The following is a 22,846-nucleotide window of genomic DNA, read 5'->3' on the forward strand; positions in this document are numbered from 1 at the left end:
AACAGCCCGAGGAATAGACATGACGCTTCAACTCGACCGCCGCCTGCTGCTCCAGGCAGGCGCCTTCGGGCTCGCAGCCCTCTCCACACCGGGAGTAGCGCAGATACTCACCGCGCGCGGCTTCACGCACGGCGTGGCGAGCGGGGAGCCGGCGGCGAACTCAGTGCTCTTATGGACCCGCTATGTCGGCAGCGGTGATACGAAACTGCGCTGCGAACTTTCGGCGGACGACACTTTCCGGAAAGTGGCGGGAGGCGGCGAGGTCGTCGCTTCTCCCGCGCACGACAATTGCGCCAAGCTGGTGGTTTCCGGCCTCGCGCCGGGGCAATGGTACTTCTATCGCTTCATCGCGCCGGACGGCACCAAAAGCGAAGTCGGCCGGACCCGGACCCTGCCGGTGGGTGAGGTCGAACGCTTCGGTGTCGGGCTTTTCTCCTGCTCGAACATGCCGTTCGGCTGGTTCAACGCCTATGCCCACGCCGCCGCCCGCGACGATCTCGACCTGATCGTTCATGTCGGCGACTACTTCTACGAGTACGAATACGGCCACTATCCCGACCACCCGATGGCGGGTCGCGCGATCGAGCCGCATAACGAAACGGTGACGCTTGCCGACTATCGCCTGCGTTTCGCCAGCTACCGCCTGGATCCCGACCTGCGCCGGATTCACCAGCGATTTCCAATGATTGCCCAGTGGGACGACCACGAATTCGCCAATGACACCTGGAAAGGCGGGGCAGAGAACCATCAGAGCGACAAGGAAGGCCCATGGGCGATACGCCGTGCGGCCGCCGAGAAGGCCTATCGCGAATGGATGCCGGTGTCGGATGCGCTCTATGACAGTTTCCAGATAGGTTCGCTGGCAACTCTGTTCCGCCCGGAAACCCGCGTAAGCGAGCGCACGCAGCAACTCGATTTCGGTTCGGCCATGGCTGGACAAAATGATATCGCCAAGGCTCTCGCAGAATTTCGCGACGGCCCATGGATGTCCGCCGACCGGACGCTCATGGGGGCCAGGCAGGAAGCGTGGCTGTACAAGGGGCTGGCGGATTCGGCGAGGTCCGGCACGCGCTGGCAGGTTCTGGCGCAGCAGGTGGTGATGGGGTCGCTCAAGGCCCCGCCGCAGATGGCGGATCTCGTTCCGGCAGGGGCAGACCCGAAAGTGCGGCAGGCGCTCATGGCCATTGCCGCCGCATCGAAGGCCGGCCTGCCGTTCAACATGGACTCTTGGGACGGCTATCCTGCCGCACGTGAACGCCTGCTGCGCGCTGCGCGTGAGGCGGATTGCAACCTCGTCGTGCTCTCTGGCGACAGCCACAATGCCTGGGGCAATGAACTCTCGGTCGACGGACGCGCGGCCGGTGTGGAATATGCCGGGCATTCGGTCACCTCGCCGGGCTATGAGGCATACTTGCCCTCCGTGTCGCCCGCCGATCTTGCCGCTGCGCTTCGGGGAGCAAATCCGGGGCTGGCATTCGCCGACACCAGCCGCCGGGGCTATGTCTCGCTGGATCTGACACCTGAAAGGGTGAACGGGCAGTGGCATTTCATGAACGCCATTGCCGGACGTTCCACCGCAGGTACTACCAGTACCGGACTTTCGGTAAACTGGAACGAGCGGCGCTTCGCGAAAGCATGACGTTATCGGCGGGCGGTCCGGCAAGGTGCAGGATCGCCCTTCCGTTTCATGCAGTTACAAGGTAGATACCATCGGCGCGGCGGCTTGCTTCAAGGCCGAACAGGGCGCCGATCAGGGCCAGCGACTGTTCTGGCCGGTCCAGCCGGAAGCGGCCGCTGAAAGTGCGGCTAGCCAGTGCGGGATCGCCGAGCCGGATGGGTGTTTCGCTATACCGGGCCAGCCGCTCTATCGCGAAGCCGAGCCGCATGGAATCTGCGTCGAGCCAGTCGTTCTGCCAGTCCGGCCGGGTCTCGGCATCGAAATTCCCCCGGCTTGTCGCACTGCCGTCGAACAACGCCCATTCCCGGGCCGGCACGACGAACGCGTCATGGCCGTCCGCCGCCATCCGAACCCGTCCGGAAAAGACGCGCAGTTCCGACGCACCAGTCAATCGATCGACGCTGAAGCTGGTGCCGAGAGCGGTCATGCTCGCCCCGGGGGTGCGGACTTCGAAAGGGCGCGCGGCATCGTGGCGGACATCGAAGCGGGCAGCTCCGCGCTCCAGCTCTACCGCGCGCATGTCGGCTGTGAAGTGAACGGCGACCGAGGAAGCGGCATCCAGCAAGAGGCCCGAGCCATCAGGCAGCGTGAAATGGCGCCGCTTGCCGACGGCGCTGGCAAAACGGAGCGGTGAGGCTGGCACCTCTTCGCCGTTCCGGAATAGGAAATAGCTGCCGAGGGGTACAACTGCGAGCGCGGCCAGACCGGCAGCGAGAGCCTGCCGCCTGCCGAGACCCGGCGCCTCCTGCCCAGTGCGCCGCAATCCGGGCCTCATCGCCGAAGGCCGCTGACGCGGCAGTACGGGAATGGGCACCTCCACGACGCTCGCTGTGCTTTCGAGCGCTTCCGCCAGCGCTCCGTCCTGGAGCATTTGCCTCATGCGGGCAAAGGTCCGGCCATGTTCAGGGGATTGCTCCAGCCAGCGCGCCAGTTCTCGGCGACCGGCCTCGTCAAGGTCATCGTAGCGATCCGCCCAGTCGGCGGCGGTTTCAATCATTTCCAGCTGTCGTTCATCCATGATGGTTGGTTCCTGCCCCGGCTTCCGGCGCCCAGTCGTCGCCGAGGGAGAGGGTGAGGTCGGCCATTGCGCGCACGAGGTGCTTCTTCACGGCCTCCACGCTGAGGTTCATTTCAGCCGCAATATCCTGCCGCGATTTTCCGTCGATATGGCGCATGCGAAACACTGTGCGGCGTTGCGGGGTAAGTCGTTCGAGGGCGGCTTCGAACCGGCCGAGGCGCTGGCGGTAATCGAGCACCTCGTCGGCCAGCGGCAGGTTGCAGACCAGTTCGAATTCATCCAGTTCCGTTTCGCGCGCGGCCTTGCGGGCGCCTGCCATGATGACAGAGTCTGCAACTCTGAAGGCATAGGCCAGAGGCTGCTCGATCACTTGTCGGCGTTCCTGTTCGATCACGCGTACCAGCGTTTCCTGCACCACGTCCTCCATGCCGCCCGGGTCGCGCATCCGTTTGCGAACATAGCTGCGCAGCCGCCCGAGCCCGGCGGAAAGCTGGCTGGCGGCATCGGTCATGTACATTGTCGACGGCCCGGTGATGAGCGCGGCATGTCCGGCAATTCCAATGCGGTTTGCGAAGTAAGAGCGTCGAGGCGGCCGGGTGGGGACAGGATGGTCATCGCATCCTCAAAATCTGTACCTGAGCCCGGCGGAGAACACCCGCCCGCTGCGGGTTCTGGCGAGCAGTCGGCGGGCATCGCGGTCGGTGTACTGGGCGATCGGAGCGTCGGTCAGGTTACGGGCCTCCGCCAATGCCTGCAGCTTTTCACCAAGTGCGAAGTGAGCGGCGAGATCGAGTGTCAGGCTCGGCTTGATCCATTCCCCGATGTTGCCGTTATTGCCCACTCCAACCCGGTACGTTCCGCGGTATGCGGCGGCGATCCGCGCATCCCACTTTTGCCCCGTGTAATAGAGCGTAGCGTTGCCCGACCAGCGAGACAGGTCGATCAGGGGCAGGTCGACTGTATCGGTGCCGTAGGTCACGTCGCTCCTGCCTGAGGCGAAAGTGATGTTTGCGGCCATTCCGAAACCGTCGAACGGAGCGGGCAGGAAGCGCAGGTCACGCTGGACGGCTGCCTCCAGCCCGAAGATCGAGGCACCCGACCCATTCACGGGGCGCACGACGTTGTAGAGGATCGAGGGGGCCTGATCGGCGTAGAGGAACTCCAGCGGATAGCCGGTTTCCGAATAGGGCGTAACGCTGGTCTGAGAGGTGATGAACGAATCCAGGTGCTTGTAGAACAGGCCTAGAGAGACATAGCCATCTCGGCCCGAGTAGTGCTCGATCGACAGATCCAGCGCATCGGCCGTGAAGGGCTTCAGGGCCGGATTGCCCGAGGTGATGGTGCCGCCGAACGGCGTCGCATTGACCTGTGCCGCGGCGCGCAGGTCGGCGACGTCGGGCTGGTTCAGGTTACGGCTGGCGGCAAGACGCAGCAGCAGGTCGGGACGGAGTTCCAGGCGCGCCTGTATCGAGGGTAGCCACGCCCCCCGGCTACTGCGAAGGGAAACCGGATACTGGCTGACGTCGGTACTGGCCTTGCCTGAGGAAAGGGTATCCACGCGCTGGTATTGAAGCCCGAACTCGGCCCTGAGCGGCATTGCGCCAAGCTGTCCACCGACCGCGGCGAGTGCGAAAGCGGCATAAGTGTTTTCATGCAATGCGTAGGCGGTGCCGGGCATGTCATCGCCGCCGCCGAGATCGCGCTGCTGCCCGGTCGCGGCGAAAGTGGCATCGACATCGGCGACGATATAAGGGGCCAGCGTCTGGCCGTTGAACAGGGATGTCAGAGCGGGACTGCCTTCCTCGTAGTCAACCCTTACACGCCGTTCGTACCCGTCGTTGCCGAAGTAGCGATAGGAGCCGCCGAGGCGCAATTCGAGCCCCGAAGCGATGGTGTGGCTCAGTTCGACCCTTGCTGTGACGTTCTGATTGACGATCGAATCTTCGCGGGTGTCCGCCCGCATGAGGCTCCACTGGGAAGCCTGGGTGAGGTCGAAACCATAGGCGTTGCGTGCGCCATGCCCGGTCGCGACATAGCTGAAGTTCTTGCCGACGGCTTCGAGGAAAACCTTGTCGAACACCGGCTCCTCGAAATCGCTGCGGGCATAGCCGATCCGCGCGGCGACCTTCGTGCGTTCTCCGATCGGTGCGTCGAGCGAGAACACCGCCTGACTGAAATCGGTGTGATCTTCCGTCAGCTTGTGCTCCGAGCGGAAGTCCACCCTGCTGAAATCCGCCGCGGTGATCGTGTTCCCCACGACCGTTACCGCGTTGAGCAACTGGGTGCCATCGACATCCGCAGTCAGCCCGTTGGTTCCGGCTGCGGCCAGCGAGTATTCCTCGCGATGATTGGACAGCCGCGCGTGAACGAGATCCAGCGCTATTGTGACCCCACCGTCACTCTCATGTTGGAGCGAGGCAACGAGGTTCAGCCGATCGAAACGGTTAGTCCAGGTCGAGTAAGTTTGCGCGCGCGACATGTACAGTGGATCGCCATGGCCGGTAAGGCGCGCCCGGTCTTCGCTGCTCACCCCGGAGCCGACGTTGGCTTCTCCGAAGACGACGGGAACCCAGTCCCAGTTGCGGTAGCCGTATTCGGAAACCCGATTCCGGCTCCAGGACAACGCCAGAAGCGCACCCCATCGATCGTTTCTCCGCGAGATTTCGGCGGTGAGCTGCGGCGTGACGGCACTGCTGTTGGCACCTGCGCGGCCTTGCATGGAAAGCAGGGTGACGTCGCCGGATTGGTCGAAGGGACGAACCGTGCGCAGGGCCACGGTCCCGCCGACGCCGCCGGCCTCACGATCCGCTGACCAGCTCTTGAGCACTTCGACTTCCGAGAACAGTCCTGCATCGAACACCGAATAGTCGAACCGGCGCTGGCGACTGGCCGAACCGCGATTGTCTAAACCCGATGCGGTGGTGGCGAGCGCCTCGATCCCGTTCAGTGTGGTGCGGGTGAAAAGCGGTCCGAGACCGCGCAGCGAAACCTGCCTGCCTTCGCCATTGTCACGGCTGATGGCAATTCCCGGCAGGCGTTGCAGAGCGTCAGCAGCATTGTGGTCGGGGAAAGCGGCGATATCCTCGGCACGGGTGACCTCGAGGATGGACTGCGCCCCCTGCTTTTCCGCCACCGCCTGCCTCAGGCTTTCACGGTAGCCGGTGACGATGATGGGCGGCGCTTCCGGTTCCGATGTCGCGGCAGTCGCAGCCGGAGAAGGTGTAGGGCTGCGAGATGCGGATGACATGCCCTGAGTGACCACGAACCCGTCCGGCATCCGTTTTACCGTTACCGGAACCTCGGTGGCGATCCTTGCCAGGGCTTCTTCGACCGTCAGCCGCTCTCGTACAGCACGACGGATTTTCAGGTCCCGTGTCACCGAGGTAACAATCTGTACGCCGGACTGCTGGGAAATCGCCCTCAGAACATCGACAAGTCGGCCCGAGGGGATCTTGAAGGCAATGCTGCGCGGCTTTGGCCGCGATGTTGGAAGCGCAGGCTTTCCAGCACGTGCATGTGCGCTTCCGGCCGCAAGCGGTGCGGCCAGTGCCAGAACCATGCAGGATGTGATGAGCCGAACGCGACCGCTGGGAAACACAAGCCCTCCGGCGCGGCCGCTATCAGGGCTCGATGACGGTTATGTGACCTTGCGCTATCGTTTGTTCGCCATGCCGGTTGGGGCGCGAGACAGGGATGTGCCTCGCGCCCTTTCCATCAGAACTCGAAGCGGACGCCGCCCATAACGGTCGTACCCGAACGGGTATTCACATAAAGGCGCTTGGTGCTGTCCGAGTACTGCCGTTCGTGCTGGTTGGTGAGATTGATCGCATCGAGCGTGAGCTGGATGGCATCAGTCACCTTGTAGTGGGCGGACATGTCAACATAGACAGTTGCCGCATAGCCAGAGAGATCCTGGTCGAGCCCCAGCGAACTAGTAATCGGCGCTGCGCTATAGACGTAGCTGCTGCGGTAATTGGCCGATCCGCGAATGTCGAACTTTGCATCCTGATAGTAGAGCGTGACGTTGCCGTTGTACTTGCTCAAGCCTTCAAGCGTGGTGTTGGCGCCGCCGCTGTACATCGTCGAGTAATCGTATCTGGAATCGACATATGTGAAGTTCACCACTGTCCCGAGGTGGTCGAACGGTGCGGGCAGGAAAGTGAAATCCGTCTGCGCCGAAAGTTCGAGGCCCCACAGGTCCGTCTTGCCCAGGTTCACCGGACGCGAGAACGAGGTGACGATGGTGTTGCCGGTCGCGCCAGGGACAAGATCGGTCGAAAGGCCGGTTTGGCTGTAAGGCACGTCGTTGACGGTCTGGGTGGTGATGAAGCCGTCCAGCGTCTTGTAGAACAGGGCCCCGCTGACCGAGCCGACCTTGCCGAAATAATACTCGACCGAAAGATCGAGGTCGGTGGACTTGTAGGGCTTGAGGGCAGGGTTGCCGACCGAAACAGACAGTTCGCCGTTGTCACCGACCGAAACGGTGCCATTGACGGCCAGCGAGCCGAGAGAGGGACGGTTGATGTTGCGCGCCGCCGAAGCGCGGACAACAAGATCGCGAGCCGGCTCGAAGATCATGTTCACGGCGGGCAGGAAGCCCTGATAGCTCGCTGAAACCGCGATGGGCGTATTCGCGCCGCTCACGGTGCCGATGCCCGCCGAAAGGATGTCCGTATGATAGTAGCGGCCGCCGATGTTGCCGCGGAAGGGCAGGGAGCCGAGCTGATGGTTCCAGTCGTACTGCACGTATCCGGCGGCGGTACGCTCTTCCACCGCGAAGACGCTGTTCTTCGAGGTCAGGTAGTTCCCCCGGTCGATGCCGAGCACGTCGAGGGCCTTGTCATAATCGACGATCACCCAGTCCTGGCCCTTGTAGCCGGTGTAGACCTGCGAATAATCGCCGATGTCTGCGCTTACTGCACCTGACTTGAAATCGTTCAGCAGGGCATCGTTGTAGGTGCGCTTGAAGCCGGAGTTTTTGAACCGCCGCCATTCGCCGCCGACGGAGATCTTGTCGTCGGGCGTGAACTCATACGCGAGGGCGCCCTTGATGTTGTCGAAGGCGGTATCCTGGAAGCTCTGGTTCATGTCGATTTCATGCGCGTGGTAGTTCGACGCATCGCTCGTGTCCCAGCCATAAGTGTTGACGAGCGAGTAGCTGCCGCCGCGATAGTCTGAGATCACGTCGCCATAGGCTTCGGTGTAGAAATGGTCGTCCACCGGCATGTCGTAGCTGGAACGCTCGATGCCGCCCAGGAACGTCGCCTTGAGGCCCGGCACGATCTCGGCGTCGCCGCTGAGGACCAGTTGCTTGAACGTGTTGGTGGTCTTCTGGATACGGGTTTCGGTAGCGGTCTGTGCGCCCGAAACGTCAAGGTAGGTAACCTCGTTCTGGTCGTTCCACTCGATGTCGTTGATGGTCGAGTTCGGATAGGTCACGCCCGCGAAGGTCTGCCCGCCGCCAAGCCAGGTGGAACCGCCACTGCCGCGGGAGGCGAGATGGGTCTCGAAGCGGTCGGCCTTGTACTTGCCGTAAAGGCCGTCCAGCGTGAGATGCACGGTTTCGGCCGGGTTCCACTGCGCCGAAGCCGTTACGCCAAGGCGGTCCTGCGTGCTGTCCCAGACCGAAAGTCGGTTGCCGCGCGCGAAGCGCAGTTCACCAGAGTTGATCTTGTCCTGTTCCTCTTGCGTCAGGCCCGAGATATCCGAGCCGTTCGCCTTGTTGAGGCGCCAGCGATAGGTATCGACGCCGGTTTCCCGGGTCTGGCGGTGGCTGTAGGCGGCGGAGACGAGGATGCCGAAATCGCCCCAGTTCTTCGAGACGAGGCCGGTCAGGCGCGGCTGGAAATCCTTGGTCAGCGTATTGGTGCCCGCCGAGGCCGAGAAGGCTACCTTCGTGCCCTCATAGTCGAACGGGCGCGCGGTATAGAGCCCCACTGTGCCGGCAAGGCCGCCTTCGGTCTGCTCTGCCGAGAAGGACTTGCGCACATCCACGCGGTTGAACAGTTCGGCGGCGAAAATGTTGAAGTCGAACGCGCGGTCGCGCGTGCCTTGGCCGCGGCTGTCCTGCGGAGAGTCCACGTTGCCCAGCACTTCCATGCCGTTGAGCTGGACGCGGGTGAAGTCCGGACCAAGGCCGCGCAAGCTGACCCTGCGGCCTTCGCCGGCTTCGCGGTTGATGGCGACGCCTGGCAGGCGCTGGAGCGCTTCGGCAAGGTTGAGGTCGGGGAAGGCGGCGATGTCGTCGGCAACGATCGAATCCTGGATGATCGTCGCATTGCGCTTCACGTCACGAGCGCCCTGAAGGCTGGCGCGGAAGCCGGTGACGACGATATCGTTTTCAGGAGAAGCTGCAGGTTCGCCCTCGGCGTAAGCCGGCTGAGCTGCCATCGTGCCGAAGGCGATGGCTGTCGATACCAGCCAGAGGCTGCGTTTGGTCCACATTCGAATAACTCCCCGATGGATGCCGTGAGCGGAAGGCCCTGCGGCGGTCGGGGGTGGAGAGCGCGTGATCGACGCGATGGGGACAGAAGAATTTTGTGAAAGTTCGGAGTAACTTTGATTACATTTTTATTTCAAAGGAATTTTTTGAATTGATATATAAATAATCATTTTCAATTTTTGGTAAGGTATTCGAACTTTAAAATATAAAACTATAGTTCTTTTGTGATATTTGGTGAAGTTTCTATTAATTTTCTGTAAATCTGGATCGCGTGGATGATGGCGGGTGGTTGACTTGCCTTATCGGTAAACGCAAACAGCCGAAGAAATTTCTTCTCCCGCCGGAGCTTCCATGACCGATTCCGACCTTCCCAAGCCGCAGGCAGACGAGCCAATTGTGCGTTCCGACCGCCGCGACTTTCTGGGCGGCCTTGCCGCTGCGCTTGGTGCCGCTGCCGTTGCCGGCGCTCCCGGAGAGGCTGCTGCCGCAACCGGGAAGGGGCTTAAAAGCCGTGCTCGGGTAAGCGATGCGAAACTGCGTGATGCGATCGACACCGTGGTCGTGATCTTTGCGGAAAACCGCAGCTTCAACAATCTCTTCGCCGATTTTCCCGGCCTGGAGCAACCGCTCGCATCCGTCCCGGCAGAGCGCACCGCCCAGCGTGACCGTGACGGCAGGATCATGGACAGGCTCCCGAAGATCTGGGAGGGGCTTGTTCCTGGCAAGCAGGTCGTCGAACATACCGAATATCAGATTGGCCCGGATGACCTCGGCCCGATCGCCAACGGTCCTTTCGCGCTCAAGACGCCGGAGGGAGATCCGCTTCCGCATGGGCTCGTCACCCGCGATCTCGTCCATGCGTTCTATCAGAACCAGTGGCAGATCAATGGTGGCAAAAACGACGGTTTCGTAGCCTGGGGGGATAGCGGCGCACTGGTCATGGGCCACTACGGCGATATGCGCGCGCAGTTGCGGCTCTGGCAGGTCGCCCGCGAATTCACGCTTTGCGACAATTTCTTCATGGGTGCTTTCGGCGGCTCGTTCCTCAATCACCAATACCTCATCGCCGCGCAGCCGCCGTTCTATCCGGATGCCGACAAGAGCCCCGTCGCCAAGCGTATCGCGCATATCGAGGGAGACGATCCCAAGGGCATCAAGCTCAAGCTCGATCCCAGGAATGCGGCCAGTGCGATGGACGGTCCTGCGATGTTCTCTACCAGCACACTCTCGCCGGACTTCTGGGCGGTGAACACGATGCTGCCGCCTTACGCGCCGACCTACGAACTCGACCCCGAGAAACCCGGTTTCGCCAATGCCGGCAGTAGTCACACATTGGTGCCGCAACAGCACAAGACTATCGGCGATATGCTCTCGGCCAAGGGTGTTGAATGGGCCTGGTATGCCGGAGGGTGGAACGCAGCGATGGAAGGGCGTCTGAACGATGCCTCTTTCCCTTCGCGCCCGAATTTCCAGCCGCATCACCAGCCGTTCAATTATTATGATCGGTTCGCGCCGGGCACCGCGGAACGTGCGAAGCATCTGCGCGACGGCGGCGAAGGCAGCACGGCCCGCACCAATCGCTTCCTGGCCGATGCCGAGACGGGTAAACTTCCGGCGGTCAGCTTCTACAAGCCGCAGGGCAATCTCAACATGCATGCCGGCTATTCGGATATCGATGCAGGAGATCGCCATATTGCCGCTGTCATCGACGGCCTACGCGCGAGCCCCCAGTGGGAACGAATGCTGATCGTGATCACTTTCGACGAGAACGGCGGCTGGTGGGATCACGTGGCCCCTCCAAAAGGGGATCGTTGGGGGCCGGGCACGCGCATTCCCGCTGTCATCGTTTCGCCCCATGCAAAGAAGGGCGCGGTGGATCATACGATCTACGACACAGGTTCCATCGCGCGCTTCCTCACCCGCCGGTTCGGGCTGGAGAAACTGCCGGGCCTGCAAACGCGCGAAGATGCGATGATCGCGGCCGGCGGTGTCGCGCCGGGTGACCTTACGAACGCGCTGGATATCGCCTGAGCCGGCAGGGTGGGCGGCCACATGGCGCCTACCCTTGCCGTTTGCTTCAAACCGTGCAGGAAAGTCCGCAAAACAGGTGCGTTGCACCTGCGAATGCGACAGAGTGCCGGGGTTCGGAGCGATTCTCCATCACCTCCGGTCAAGCACGAACTTCGGATCGCATTTTCAGAAAAACAGGGGCATCAGATCCATGCGGCATATTCCACTTACCGCTGCTTCCTTGGCGGCCGCCATGCTGGCGGCAACCGGCGCGCAAGCTGCACCGAAGGCTTATCCGGAGGCCGAGAAGCAGGTTCTCGAAATCTCGAAGCAAGCCATCGCGCTGCGTTCCGTGGAGGGTGAAGGCAACAAGACAGGCGACGTCGCCGAACTGTTCCGCAAGGAACTGCTCGCGAACGGCTGGAATGCGGGAGACATCGAGATCGTCCCCCACAAGGACACTGCCTACCTGATCGCGACATGGCCCGGCAGCGATCCCTCGCTCAAGCCGCTGGTCGTTTCCGCACACATGGATGTGGTGGAAGCCAAGCCCGCCGACTGGGAGCGCGATCCCTTCACGCCCGTAGTCGAGAACGGCTACCTGTACGGACGCGGCGCTAGCGACACCAAGTTCGAAGCGGTGCTCGCGATGGAATCGATGATCGAACTGCGCCGTCAGGGCTTCCGGCCGAAGCGTACCCTCGTGATCGCGTATTCCGGCGATGAGGAAACCTCGATGGCGACCTCGAAGCTGATTGCCGAACGCTTGAAGAACGCGGACCTCGTACTCAACGTCGACGGGGCTTCGGGCACGCTTTCCGAGAAGACCGGCAAGCCGTCGTTCTGGTCATGGCAGGGGGCTGAAAAGACCTATGTCGATTACCAGATCGAGGTGACGAACGCGGGCGGGCACAGTTCCGCGCCGCGCACGGAAAACGCCATCGTCCAGCTTTCGGAAGCGCTTGAGCGGATCGGGCACTATCACTTTCAGCCGGAACTGAACGACATTACCCGTGCCTACTGGGTGGAGGCTGCTAAGCTGGAGCCCGACGCGGCGCTGGCCGGCGCCATGCGCGCCTTCGCAGCCAACCCCAACGACGAGGCGGCGCTCAAGGTGCTGCGGGCCAATCCCTCCATGGTCGGGCGTACCGGCACCACATGCGTGCCAACGATGATCGCCGGCGGGCATGCGCAGAACGCGCTGCCGCAGCGGGCCACCGCCAATATCAATTGCCGCATCTTCCCCGGCCATACCCGCGAGGAGATCATGGCTGAATTGCAGAAAGTCGCGAACGTACCGGCGGCGAAGTTCTCCGACGTGACCGGCGATGCCTCCACCATGTCGCCCGCATCACCGATGCGACCGGACTTCGTGGCCGCCACGCGCAAGGCGGTGACGGCAGCCTGGGGACCGATCCCGATCATCCCGTCACAGGCCTCGGGTGCTTCGGATTCGATGTGGTACCGCGCGGTGGGTGTGCCCAGCTACGGCGCGAGTGCGTCGATGATGAAGGACTCCGATGAGTTCGCCCACGGCCTCAACGAGCGACTGCCGCTGCTCAACGTCCGTCCGGGCATCACTTACTATCTCAGCCTCTACAGGGACCTTGCCGGCAAGTGAGGGAATACGCCGGGCGGGCGTGATCCCGCCCGGTATTTTCTAGATGCGAAAGCGCTTCATTCGGGCGCCGTCGGCAATAACTTCGTGCGCGCAGTTGTGTCCCGGCGCTCCGGTGACGCCGCCTCCGGGATGCGTGCCCGCACCGCACATGTAGAGCCCCCTGATCGGGCCGCGATAGGATCCGTGGCCAAGCACCGGACGCGCCGACCACATCTGGTCCAGCGTCAGGTTGCCATGCATGATGTCGCCGCCCACAAGGCCGAATTTGCGCTCCAGCCCCTTCGGGCTCAGTATCTGCCGTCCCAGGATCGAGGCACGAAAGCCGGGGGCCTGGGCTTCGACCGTATCGATGATCGTATCGGCGGCCTTGTCCTCCTCGTCATCCCAGTCCCTGCCGCCGGGAAGTTCGGGGGCGAACTGCTGGCAGAAGAGGCTGGCTACATGTTGGCCCGGCGGGGCCAGACTGTCGTCGATGGTCGAGGGGATCAGCATCTCGACGATGGGCTTTCGCGACCAGCCGTGGGTTTTTGCGTCAAGGAACGCCCGGTCCATGTAGTCCAGAGTTGGCGCGATGATGATGCCGGACCTGTGATGTTCGCCTGGCTCCGGCAGGCAAGTGAAGCGCGGCAATTCGGATAGGGCCACGTTCATCCGGAAGGTGCCGCTGCCCGCCTTGAACCCTTTCATCCGGCGGGCGAAGTCGGGCGAGAGGTCGCTTGCTGCGACCATCTTCCCATAGAGAAGCTTTGGGCCGACATTGGCGATGACACGCGGCGCGGCAATCTCCTCGCCGCTTTCGAGCCGAATCCCCGCGACCTTGCCGCCATCGACAAGGACCTGATCTACCGGACTTTCCAGACTGATCTCTACACCGAGACCGCGGCACACTTCCGCCATGATGCGGGTAATTTCACCCATCCCGCCCACCGAGTGGCCCCACGCCCCCTTCTTGCCGTTCACTTCGCCGAAGACGTGATGCAACAGGACGTAAGCGCTGCCCGGCGTATCGGGCGAGGCATAGTTTCCGACGACCGCATCGAAACCGAAGGCAGCCTTCACGGCCTCGCTTTCGAACCAGCCGTCAAGCAGGGTACGTGCAGACTTGGTGAACAGGTCGAGCACGTCTCGCTGAGCTTCGATCGGGAGGCCCGCAACCCGTCGCCCTTGCAGCGCTGCATCGATCAGGCCGCGCCAGCCGTCTCCGGCATTGGGAGGAGACTTGAGGGCAAGGTCGCGCAGAACTTCGGCAACGCCTTCAAGTGCATCGTAGTAGGCCGGGAGGATATCCGCATCATGCGGGGAAAAGCGCCGAAACTCGGCCTGAGTACGCTCCAGCCCGCCACCGAGCTTGAGGTAGCGGCCGTTTTCCTGCGGCAGGAAGTTCGAAATCGGTCGCTCGATCACGCGGTAGCCATGCTCCGCCAGCTTCATGTCGGCAATGACCTTGGGCTGGAGCAGGCTTACGGTATAGCTGGCGACCGAATTGCGAAAACCCGGATGGAACTCCTCCGTAACCGCCGCGCCGCCGACGACACCGCGCCGCTCGAGAATACGTACCTTCAGTCCGGAACGGGCGAGGTAGAACGCGCAGACCAGGCCGTTGTGTCCGCCACCGATGATGAGGGCATCGTATCTCTTCGTCATGCTAGTCGATCTCGTTGTGCTTGAGCCAGAGCCAGATGGGAAGACCCAGCGCCATCAGGACGAAGCTGAGGCCGCTGGCGCCGATCCCGGCGCCCCATAGGGTCCATAGAGCATAGAGCGCGCCGAGCAGCGCGGGGATGCGCGCAACGCCGAGCCTGAGCGCGGCAAGCGCGCAGGCAAGATAAAGCCACAGCGTTGCCGAGGTCGACAGAAGCAGGAGGTATTCGAACAGGGCCTGCATGGTCCTGCTGGCGTTCAAGGCGGCAAAGCAGCTGGCGACAACGGCGGAAACCAGCAGAGCCCGCCTCGCCGTTCCGCGCGCGTCGGTTTCGGCGAGCCAGTGCGGCAACAGGCGACGACTGGCCATGTCCCGCACCATTTCTGCTTCAAGCAGGGTCCAGCCGTTCAGCGCGCCGATGCAACTGATGACGGCGAAGACGGCGATGAGCATCGCTGCGTTACCGTCCCAGAAACGGGCGACGAAAGTGGCGAACGGCGCTGCCGAATGCGAAGCGAGGTCACTGGGCAGGAGCAGGGCGATGGCAGAGCAAACCATCAGGTAAAGCGCACCGGTCAGCGCGGTGCCCCAAAGCGTGGCCCGCGCGACGTTCACTTTCGGGTTGCGTACGCGCGCGGCTGCGACGCTGGCGGATTCGAAGCCGAGCAAGGCCCATAGCGTCAGGGTGGCGGCGCCGTTGATGGCGCCGGAACGAACTTCGGAGGGATCGAAGGAGGGCAGTTGGGCCTTGCCACTGGCAAGGATATGGACGGCCAGCACTATGACGACCAGGAGGGGAATTATCTTGAGCGCCAGCGTGACGATCTGGAAGTTCCCCGCAGCGCGCGTACTGCGCAGGTTTATCAGCGTCACCAGCCAGAGCAGGGCGATGGCGGCAAGGGCGGGGACATGTTCGCCCCGTCCAAGAAACGGTACCATGCTGGACAGGTAGCTGACCGCGGCCACCGCGATCGTAACCACCGAGGTCCACAGCGAGACGAGATAAATCCAGCTTATGAAAAACCCGGCGGTCTTGCCGAAGGCGTCGGTGACGAAACCGGCGGGGCTGCCGGCTTCTGGACGGGCATGTGTCAGGCGGCTGAGAACGAAGGCGAGGACGAGAGCGCCGCTGATCGTCGTCAGCCAGCCGATCACGCCGTTCCAGCCGAACGGAGCCAGGCTGGCCGGCAGCAGGAACACGCCTGAGCCGATCATGTTTCCCATGACCAAGGCGATCGCCGCCATCAGGCCGAGGCTTCCCGACGATGTGGCTATAACGGAAGCCTTGCCGCCCCCTGCCTGTTCCGCCTCGTCCCAATCGCCTGCCATGCTGTATCCCTGAATGAAAGGCAGCGGCCCCTATGGCATGACTACGCTATTTTCAACGGGGAGGAAGTGGGGGGAGGAAGTGCGGGGCGATCCACGCCGCCTAGAACCCTCTTGCCACGCCTTCGCGCCGGGGATCTGCGCCGCCGATATAGCCGTTCGGCGTGGCGACAATCGCCTGGAGGCCCGATTCCTCGCCCCTTGCGGTCGACAGGGGCATGTTCCTTGCCGCCAGCCCTTCCATGATCGGCGCGGGGAAGACGTCGGCACTGTAGCTGTCGCCCTTGGCGACGAGGTTGGGCAGCGTCACTGCATCCTGCGGGGACATCTTCCAGTCGAGCAGGGCGACCAGCACCTTGAGATTGTAGGCCTGAATGGCGCTGCCACCGGGCGAGCCGGCGGCAGCGACGAATTTGTGCTGAGGGGTCAGGACGATCGTGGGAGCCATGCTGGAACGCGGACGCTTGCCGGCGGCCGGCGCGTTCGCGGCTTTCGCCCCGTCGTCGTCCGTCGGGCTGAACGAGAAATCGGTCATCTGGTTGTTGAGGAAGAACCCGCCTACCATTCGTCCGGAGCCGAAGATGCTTTCAACCGTCGTGGTCATCGAGACGACATTGCCTTGCGTATCGACGATGACGATATGGCTGGTGCCGCCGGGCTCATTGGTGCCATCGGGGCCGAATTCCGGCGCTCCCTTCGGTTTGCCGAAAGTGACCGGCCCAGCTTTTTCGCCCACCAGCGCCGCGCGCTCCTTAGCGTATGAGGGGTCGAGCAGACCTTCGAGCGGCACTTTCACGAAGGCCGGATCGCCGACATAGCGGTCGCGGTCGGCATAGGCGAGGCGGCTTGCCTGCGCGAATTCGAACCATGCCTTTTCATCGCTGGCGCTGCGCTTGTCGATGTCGGTATGTTCGAGAATGCCGAGCGCCATCTGAAGGCCCGGCCCGCCGGACGGAGCCTGCGGCGTGCAGACCAGGTACACACGGTAGGTGCGGCAAAGGGCTGGTCCAGAACGCGGACGGTAACTGGCAAGGTCCGCCAGCGTCATCGCACTGGGATAAGGCCCTTGGCTTACCCGATCGACGATCTGCTGGGCTATCGGGCCGGTGAGCAGGCCGGAAGCGCCGAATTTCGCGATCCGTTCGAGCGAACGGGCGTAATCCGGGTTTTTCAGACGGTCGCCCGCCGCATAGGGCATGCCGTCCGCCTTGGTGAAGTAGCGCCTTGCGTCTGGAGCCGAGGCCTGGGGCGCCTTGCGCTGGGAGATCATTCCAGCGAGCCGCGGGCTGACAATAAAGCCGTCCTGCGCGAGCTTGTGCGCTTCGCCGAACAATTCCGACCACGCCAGCTTGCCGTGATCGCGATGCGCCATGTCCAGCATGGCCACCGCGCCGGGCACGCCGGTAGAGATTCCCCCGAGCACCGCCTCGACGAACGGCAGGCGCTTGCCATCGGCACCCAGGAAAAGCCGGTCCGTCGCTCTGGCCGGAGCGACTTCGCGGCCGTCATAGGCGGTCGCCTTGCGCGTCTTCGCATCGTAGTAGACCATGAACGAGCCGCCGCCGAGACCCGAGCTTTGCGGTTCGACCAGACCGAGCACGGCCTGGATTGCGACCGCTGCGTCCACGGCTGAACCGCCTGCCTTCAGCACGTCCACTCCTGCCTTGACCGCCAGCGGGTTTGCGGCGGCGACCATGGCATGTCGTGCCGTCGCCGACTGGCCGGTCGGCTCGGCCGTCGCGGAGACGGCATGAGGCGTCCTGCCATCGGCGGGCATGGCTGCCGTCAACATCAGCGCAGACAGGCCAAGGGCGAGAGACGAGCGGCGCAAGGGCATTCTCCGGAAGGTGAGAGCAGGCATTTGCAGCGGCTTAGCGTCGCCCTTGCGGCTGCGCCACCCCCATGCGGCATTGCAATAAACTCACTGCAACTGACATAAAATCCACGTCAAAGCATCTTGCGCGAATTAGTTAGCACTCTAATTACCCGTCTCATGCAAGAACGACGATCGAGCGAAAAGGCTCTGGCCGCGAGGTTGGGGCCGGTTTCGCGTTCCTGGCAGCAAATGGCTGATTCGGCCCTGTCCTCCCTGGGAGTTTCGAACTCCTCGGCATGGGCGCTCGTTCACCTGCTTCGTCTCGGAGACGAGGTACGGCAGGGCGATCTGGCGCGCGTCATCAACGTGACGGAGCCTTCGCTGGTCCGCACGCTGCACCTGCTCGAAGACGCAGGCCTGGTGGAGCGTCATGCCGACGACAGCGATCGCCGGGCCAAGCACCTGCGGCTGACCGAAGAAGGATCTATCGTTGCAAAACGGATCGACAAACGATTGATCGAGTTGCGTGCAACGCTGCTCGATGGCATTCCGACGGAAGACGTCGAGACTGTCGTGCGCGTGCTTGACCGCATCGCCGCACGCATTGCGGAAAGCGCCGCCCGGCAATGACGAAACGTTTCGGACTGGACGCAGCGCTGTTTTCCGTGAAGGCCTACATGGCCTCGATGCTGGCCATCTACATTGCGCTGTCGATCGGGCTCGAACGTCCTTATTGGGCCTTCCTCACGTCCTACATTGTCGCACAGCCGCTGGCGGGGGCTGTCGTGTCCAAGGCGATGTTCCGCGTGATCGGCACATTTATCGGCGCGGGGATGGCGGTCATCATGGTGCCCGTGCTCGTCAACGCACCGGAATTGCTGACGATCGCGATAGGGGCATGGCTGGCGCTCTGCGTCTTCGTTTCCCTGCTGGATCGCACGCCGCGTTCCTATGCCTTTGTTCTGGCCGGCTATACCGCAGTGCTTATCGTGCTGCCGAGCGTGGACGTTCCCGGCACGATCTTCACGGTGGCGACCCTGCGCGTGCAGGAAATCACCATCGGCATCCTCTGTGGCAGTTTCGTCCACGCGCTCGTGCTGCCGCGCTCGGTTTCCGCTTTCATGCTGCAACGGGTGGCCAACATTCTCGCCGATGCCGAGCGCTGGTCGAGCGATTCCCTGTTGCTCGATGGCGACCCGGCAATCGACAAGGAACGCCAGCGCCTTGCGCTTGACGTGACCGAACTGCACCAGCTTTCCATTCACCTCCCTTACGAGAGCACCCGCATCGCGCCGCGTATCCGCACGGTACGCGCCTTGCAGGACCAGCTCTCGCTCATCATGCCGCTGGGCGCCGCAGTGACGGACCGGATCGGGCAATTGCGCGCGGCAGGAAGCATTTCCGCCGAAGTCGAGAGCCTGCTGGCCGATACCCGTCACTGGTTTTCCCGGCTCGACGCGATGCCGCTCGGCGAGCGCGAGAGCGCGGCCACCGCGCTTCAGGAGCGCAGCCGCGCGCTGGAACCGCGTGTTGGCCCTGATTCCTCGTGGGACGAGCTTATCCTGCTCAGCCTGCTTTCGCGCCTTGCGTCCCTGATCGGCGCCCATCGCGACTGCCGCCTGCTCGCCGAGCAGCTTTCCACGCCGAGCACTCGCCCGATCAGTCCGCGTGCTTCCGAACTCGTGGAAGGACGTCGCGGCCGTGAACTGCACCGCGATTTCGGCGGGGCGACGCGCGGCGCCATCGGCGCATTCTTCACGATCTGCATCGGATGTGCTCTCTGGATCGGCAGCGGTTGGCATGAAGGAGCCACGGCGGTCATGCTGGCGGGTGTCTTCACGGCATTGTTCGCGGCTGCTCCCGATCCGCTTGCCCCGCTGCGCGCTTTCTTCCTGGGAACGCTGATCGCGACGCTGATCGGGCTGCTCTATGGCTTCGTCATAATGCCGCGGCTCGACGGGTTCCTTGAATATGCCCTGGCCATGGCGCCGATGCTGCTCATGCTGGGAACGCTTATGCAGTCTCCCCGGTGGGGCGGCATCGCTTTGCCCATGCTGCTGGGACTGGGTTCGCCGGTTCTCGTTTCGGACCAGTATGTCGGCGGGTTCGCCGGTTTCGTGAACGGCGCGCTCGCCCAGCTTGTCGGCATCATCTACGCCATTGTCGTCATCCGCCTGCTCAACTCGACGGGGAGCCATGCGGCGATCCGCAGCACCGTGCGGGCAGGGTGGGCCGATATCGCCGAGCGCGCAAACCTGATGAGCCCGCCGGACGTGCGGGCCTGGATCAATCGCATGCTCGACCGGATCGCCTTGCTGGCCCCCCGTCTCGCCATGGCAGGCCGTTCCCCCGGTCAACCGCTTTACGACGCCCTGAGGGATCTGCGCACAGGCGTGGCGATCGGCGAACTGCGCGAACTGCGCCTTGCCCTTCCGCCGACCAAACGCGGGCCGCTTACGGAAGTTCTTCAGAAAGTGGGCGAATACTATCGCGGCCTGGATCCCGACCGTCCCGCTCCTGCCGACCCCATCCTGCTTGAGGATATCGACATCGCCATGACTGCCGTGTTGAACGACCAAGACCCCGAGTTGAGCCGCGCCGGTGCGCTGGGTCTGGTCAGCTTGCGCCGCAACCTGTTTCCGGCTTCGAGCCCCACGCCGAAGGCGCTGGCGGCATGAGGGGTGAAGTCTCCATCGACGGGGTTTTCCTCCCCACCTTGCTGGTTCTTGCCGTCATTGCCTCGGTCATCACCCTGGTGCTGATGCGCATTGCCAATGTCATCGGTTTCTACCGCCTGTTCGCCTATCGTGCGGCGGTGGACCTGTGCCTCTACATCCTCGTGCTCGGGCTTCTCGTCTGGGCCTCTCCCTTGATCGGTTTCCGCCAATGAAGCGCTTTCTTGCCCGGCTCGCGCCCAGCCTTGCCACCACTGTCCTCGTCATTCTTGCCGCCGTGATCGCGATCTGGCTCTGGCGCCATTATGAGGACAGTCCCTGGACCCGCGACGGCCGCGTCCGTGCCGACGTCGTGCGCGTCACGCCCGACATCGGCGGCCTCGTCACTTCGGTGGAGGTGAAGGACAACCAGACGGTCAAGGCTGGCGACCTGCTGTTCGTGATCGACCGCCCGCGCTATTCGCTGGCCGTGGAGCAGGCGCAGGCGGCAGTAGCAAGCGCCCAGGCCCGGTTGGGACAGGCCCAGCGCGAGGCCAGGCGCGACCTGGCGCTTGGCGATCTCGTGGCCACCGAAACCCATGAGCAGAACGTCGCCGCCGTCGCCACGGCCCGCGCTGCGCTCGACCAGGCGCTCAGCGGGCTAGACAAGGCCAAGCTCGACCTTGCCCGCACCAACGTGCACGCTTCGGTCAACGGCACCGTGACCAACCTCGATCTGCATCCCGGCGACTATGTGGCGCCCGGCAATCAGGCCATGGCCCTGATCGACAGCGATTCCATTCGTGTCGAAGGCTATTTCGAGGAAACCAAGCTGCCGAACATCCATGTCGGCTCGCCGGTAACTGTCGTGCTCATGGGTGAGGAGCGTCCGCTCAAGGGCGTGGTCGAAAGCATTGCGGCAGGGATCAACGATACGACACGCACCGATTCGCGCAACCTGTTGCCCAGCGTCGATGCCACCTTCACCTGGGTCCGCCTTGCCCAGCGCATTCCCGTGCGCGTGCGCCTAACCGAAGTACCCAAGGGCGTGAACCTGATTTCCGGCCGCACGGCGACCGTTACCATCGAACAGCCCGGTGCCGGAACACGCGGCCGCACCAAGGCACCGTCTCAGCGTCAGGTTCAGGCTGCGCCTTCCGCGCCGGCCGTGGAGGCGACGCAGTGATGAGGAACCGCGTTTCGCTTCTGGTCCCCGCGCTTCTGGCCCCCGCGCTTCTGGGCCCTGCGCTTCTGGCGGGCTGCGCCACGGCCGGGCCCGACTATGCGCCGCCTGAAAATTCGGTGGCCAGTGCGCCTGCGGCCAACGGGCCGTTCGTATCCGGGCAGGGGCAGGCATTCTCGCAAGCCGAACTGCCGGACCGCTGGTGGCGGCTCTACGACGATCCTCGGCTTGATGGTCTTGTCGAGCAGGCGCTCGCCGCAAACGCCAATATCCGGGCGGCGGACGCGAACCTGCGCAAGGCGGACGCCGTCATCCGGGAATATACCGGCCAGAAGACGCTGGCCACGACTATCGGCGCCGATGCCGATCTCGAGCGAGACTATTCGACCACTTCGGCCGGGACCAACATGCCCGGCGTGCTGACGTACGATCTGGGATTGACGCTATCCTATCCGCTCGACCTGAACGGCAAGATCAAGCGCGCCATCGAAAGCAGTCTTGCTGACCGCGAAGCGGTGGAGGCGGCGCGAGACGCCGTGCGGATCAGCGTGGCGGCAGCCACGACCAAGGCTTACGCCGATGTCTGCGCGGCCAATTATCAGATCGCGACAGTCCAGAGAGTCATCACCCTGCAACAGCAGACCCTGGATGCGACCGGACGCCTCCAGCGAGGAGGGCGCGGCACCGCCTTCGATGTGAGCCGGGCACGTACCGCGGTAGAAAGCAGCCGGGCCAACCTTCCGGCGTTCCAGGCCAAGCGCCAGTCGGCGCTTTACCTGCTGGCAACCTTGCTCGGCAGGGCACCCGCTGACTATCCAAGGGAAGTCGAAGGCTGCGCTACGCTTCCGCGACTTTCGCAGCCGATGCCGGTGGGCGATGGTGCGGCGCTGATCCGGCGACGTCCGGACATTCGCCAGGCCGAGCGCACGATTGCTGGCGATACGGCGCGCATCGGGGTCGCAACCGCCGATCTTTACCCGACGGTCAGCATCGGCGGCGGGATCATCAACGACGGCAAGCTGGAGAATATCGGCAAGACGCACAGTTTCGGCTTCAGCCTTGGGCCGTTGCTGAGCTGGTCGTTCCCCAATCGCCCGATCATTCACGCGCGGATCGACGCGGCCAACGCCCAGGTCGAAGCCGATATCGCGAAGTTCGACCAGACCGTACTGGACGCCCTGCGCGGCACCGAGACTGCGCTGGAGACTTACGCCCGCGATGCCGACCGGACCGACGCGCTTGGCCGGGCGAGCGACAGCGCAGGTCTTTCCGCGCAGCAGGCGGGCAAGCTGTTCCGCTTCGGTCGCAGCGACTTCCTCAATCTGCTAAGTGCGCAAGGTGCGCTGGCGACGGCGCAGGTCAACCATGCCGCTGCCGAAGCGGCTCTGGTGGATGACCAGATCGCGGTGTTCCTCGCACTTGGCGGGGGGTGGCAGCAGAGCCAGTAGGCTCTACC

The 22,846-nt window shown here is 63.4% G+C and carries 15 protein-coding genes; 8 read left to right on the plus strand and 7 right to left on the minus strand.

Going from position 1 to position 22,846, the window contains the following annotated elements; all coding sequences use genetic code 11:
• Positions 1 to 19 precede the first annotated feature (19 nt).
• Positions 20 to 1,639, plus strand: coding sequence for an alkaline phosphatase D family protein (locus ACXJ16_RS04735; protein WP_463921492.1), 1,620 nt, complete (start codon positions 20 to 22; stop codon positions 1,637 to 1,639).
• 46 nt (positions 1,640 to 1,685) lie between these two features.
• Here ACXJ16_RS04735 and ACXJ16_RS04740 read toward each other — a convergent pair whose 3' ends face one another.
• From ACXJ16_RS04740 to ACXJ16_RS04755, 4 genes are all read right to left on the minus strand, one after another.
• The gene (locus ACXJ16_RS04740; protein WP_463921493.1) at positions 1,686 to 2,696 is read right to left on the minus strand and encodes a FecR family protein; all 1,011 of its coding nucleotides are present in this window, start codon (positions 2,694 to 2,696) and stop codon (positions 1,686 to 1,688) included.
• Positions 2,689 to 3,207, minus strand: coding sequence for an RNA polymerase sigma factor (locus ACXJ16_RS04745; RefSeq protein ID WP_082370342.1), 519 nt, complete (start codon positions 3,205 to 3,207; stop codon positions 2,689 to 2,691). Before ACXJ16_RS04745 ends, ACXJ16_RS04740 begins: the two co-directional genes overlap by 8 nt.
• Positions 3,208 to 3,318: 111 nt before the next feature.
• The gene (locus ACXJ16_RS04750; RefSeq protein ID WP_463921494.1) at positions 3,319 to 6,075 is read right to left on the minus strand and encodes a TonB-dependent receptor; all 2,757 of its coding nucleotides are present in this window, start codon (positions 6,073 to 6,075) and stop codon (positions 3,319 to 3,321) included.
• Positions 6,076 to 6,410: 335 nt separating this feature from the next.
• Positions 6,411 to 9,140 carry a TonB-dependent receptor gene (locus tag ACXJ16_RS04755; RefSeq protein WP_185997357.1) on the minus strand — a complete coding sequence of 910 codons (2,730 nt, stop codon included), beginning with the start codon at positions 9,138 to 9,140 and terminating at the stop codon, positions 6,411 to 6,413.
• Between the two features lie 349 nt (positions 9,141 to 9,489).
• Between ACXJ16_RS04755 and acpA the strand changes: the two genes are divergently transcribed.
• Together acpA and ACXJ16_RS04765 are read left to right on the plus strand one after the other, a co-directional pair.
• The gene (gene acpA, locus ACXJ16_RS04760) at positions 9,490 to 11,169 is read left to right on the plus strand and encodes an acid phosphatase (protein WP_463921495.1); all 1,680 of its coding nucleotides are present in this window, start codon (positions 9,490 to 9,492) and stop codon (positions 11,167 to 11,169) included.
• 190 nt (positions 11,170 to 11,359) lie between these two features.
• Entirely contained in the window at positions 11,360 to 12,769 is a 1,410-nt protein-coding gene (locus tag ACXJ16_RS04765; RefSeq protein ID WP_463921496.1) for a M20/M25/M40 family metallo-hydrolase, read from the plus strand.
• A 39-nt stretch (positions 12,770 to 12,808) separates the two neighbouring features.
• Here ACXJ16_RS04765 and ACXJ16_RS04770 read toward each other — a convergent pair whose 3' ends face one another.
• The 3 genes from ACXJ16_RS04770 to ggt all read right to left on the minus strand — a co-directional run bounded on the left by ACXJ16_RS04770 (position 12,809) and on the right by ggt (position 17,514).
• The gene (locus tag ACXJ16_RS04770) at positions 12,809 to 14,413 is read right to left on the minus strand and encodes a phytoene desaturase family protein (RefSeq protein WP_463921498.1); all 1,605 of its coding nucleotides are present in this window, start codon (positions 14,411 to 14,413) and stop codon (positions 12,809 to 12,811) included.
• Between the two features lies 1 nt (position 14,414).
• Entirely contained in the window at positions 14,415 to 15,740 is a 1,326-nt protein-coding gene (locus ACXJ16_RS04775; protein ID WP_324695337.1) for an amino acid permease, read from the minus strand.
• A gap of 100 nt (positions 15,741 to 15,840) precedes the next feature.
• Positions 15,841 to 17,514 carry a gamma-glutamyltransferase gene (ggt, locus tag ACXJ16_RS04780; RefSeq protein ID WP_463921756.1) on the minus strand — a complete coding sequence of 558 codons (1,674 nt, stop codon included), beginning with the start codon at positions 17,512 to 17,514 and terminating at the stop codon, positions 15,841 to 15,843.
• Between the two features lie 288 nt (positions 17,515 to 17,802).
• Between ggt and ACXJ16_RS04785 the strand changes: the two genes are divergently transcribed.
• From ACXJ16_RS04785 to ACXJ16_RS04805, 5 genes are read left to right on the plus strand one after another with little or no spacing between them, the layout of a single operon-like run.
• Positions 17,803 to 18,183 (plus strand): MarR family transcriptional regulator, encoded by a 381-nt coding sequence (locus ACXJ16_RS04785; RefSeq protein WP_231635882.1) that lies wholly within the window; start codon positions 17,803 to 17,805, stop codon positions 18,181 to 18,183.
• Entirely contained in the window at positions 18,180 to 20,231 is a 2,052-nt protein-coding gene (locus ACXJ16_RS04790; protein ID WP_324695334.1) for an FUSC family protein, read from the plus strand. Before ACXJ16_RS04785 ends, ACXJ16_RS04790 begins: the two co-directional genes overlap by 4 nt.
• Positions 20,228 to 20,443, plus strand: coding sequence for a DUF1656 domain-containing protein (locus tag ACXJ16_RS04795; protein WP_054437824.1), 216 nt, complete (start codon positions 20,228 to 20,230; stop codon positions 20,441 to 20,443). The genes ACXJ16_RS04790 and ACXJ16_RS04795 overlap by 4 nt, the downstream gene beginning before the upstream one ends.
• Positions 20,440 to 21,393 (plus strand): efflux RND transporter periplasmic adaptor subunit, encoded by a 954-nt coding sequence (locus ACXJ16_RS04800; protein WP_324695332.1) that lies wholly within the window; start codon positions 20,440 to 20,442, stop codon positions 21,391 to 21,393. Before ACXJ16_RS04795 ends, ACXJ16_RS04800 begins: the two co-directional genes overlap by 4 nt.
• Positions 21,393 to 22,838, plus strand: coding sequence for an efflux transporter outer membrane subunit (locus ACXJ16_RS04805; protein WP_054437823.1), 1,446 nt, complete (start codon positions 21,393 to 21,395; stop codon positions 22,836 to 22,838). Before ACXJ16_RS04800 ends, ACXJ16_RS04805 begins: the two co-directional genes overlap by 1 nt.
• Positions 22,839 to 22,846: the final 8 nt, after the last annotated feature.

The organism is Novosphingobium sp. TK71 (genome assembly GCF_055361505.1).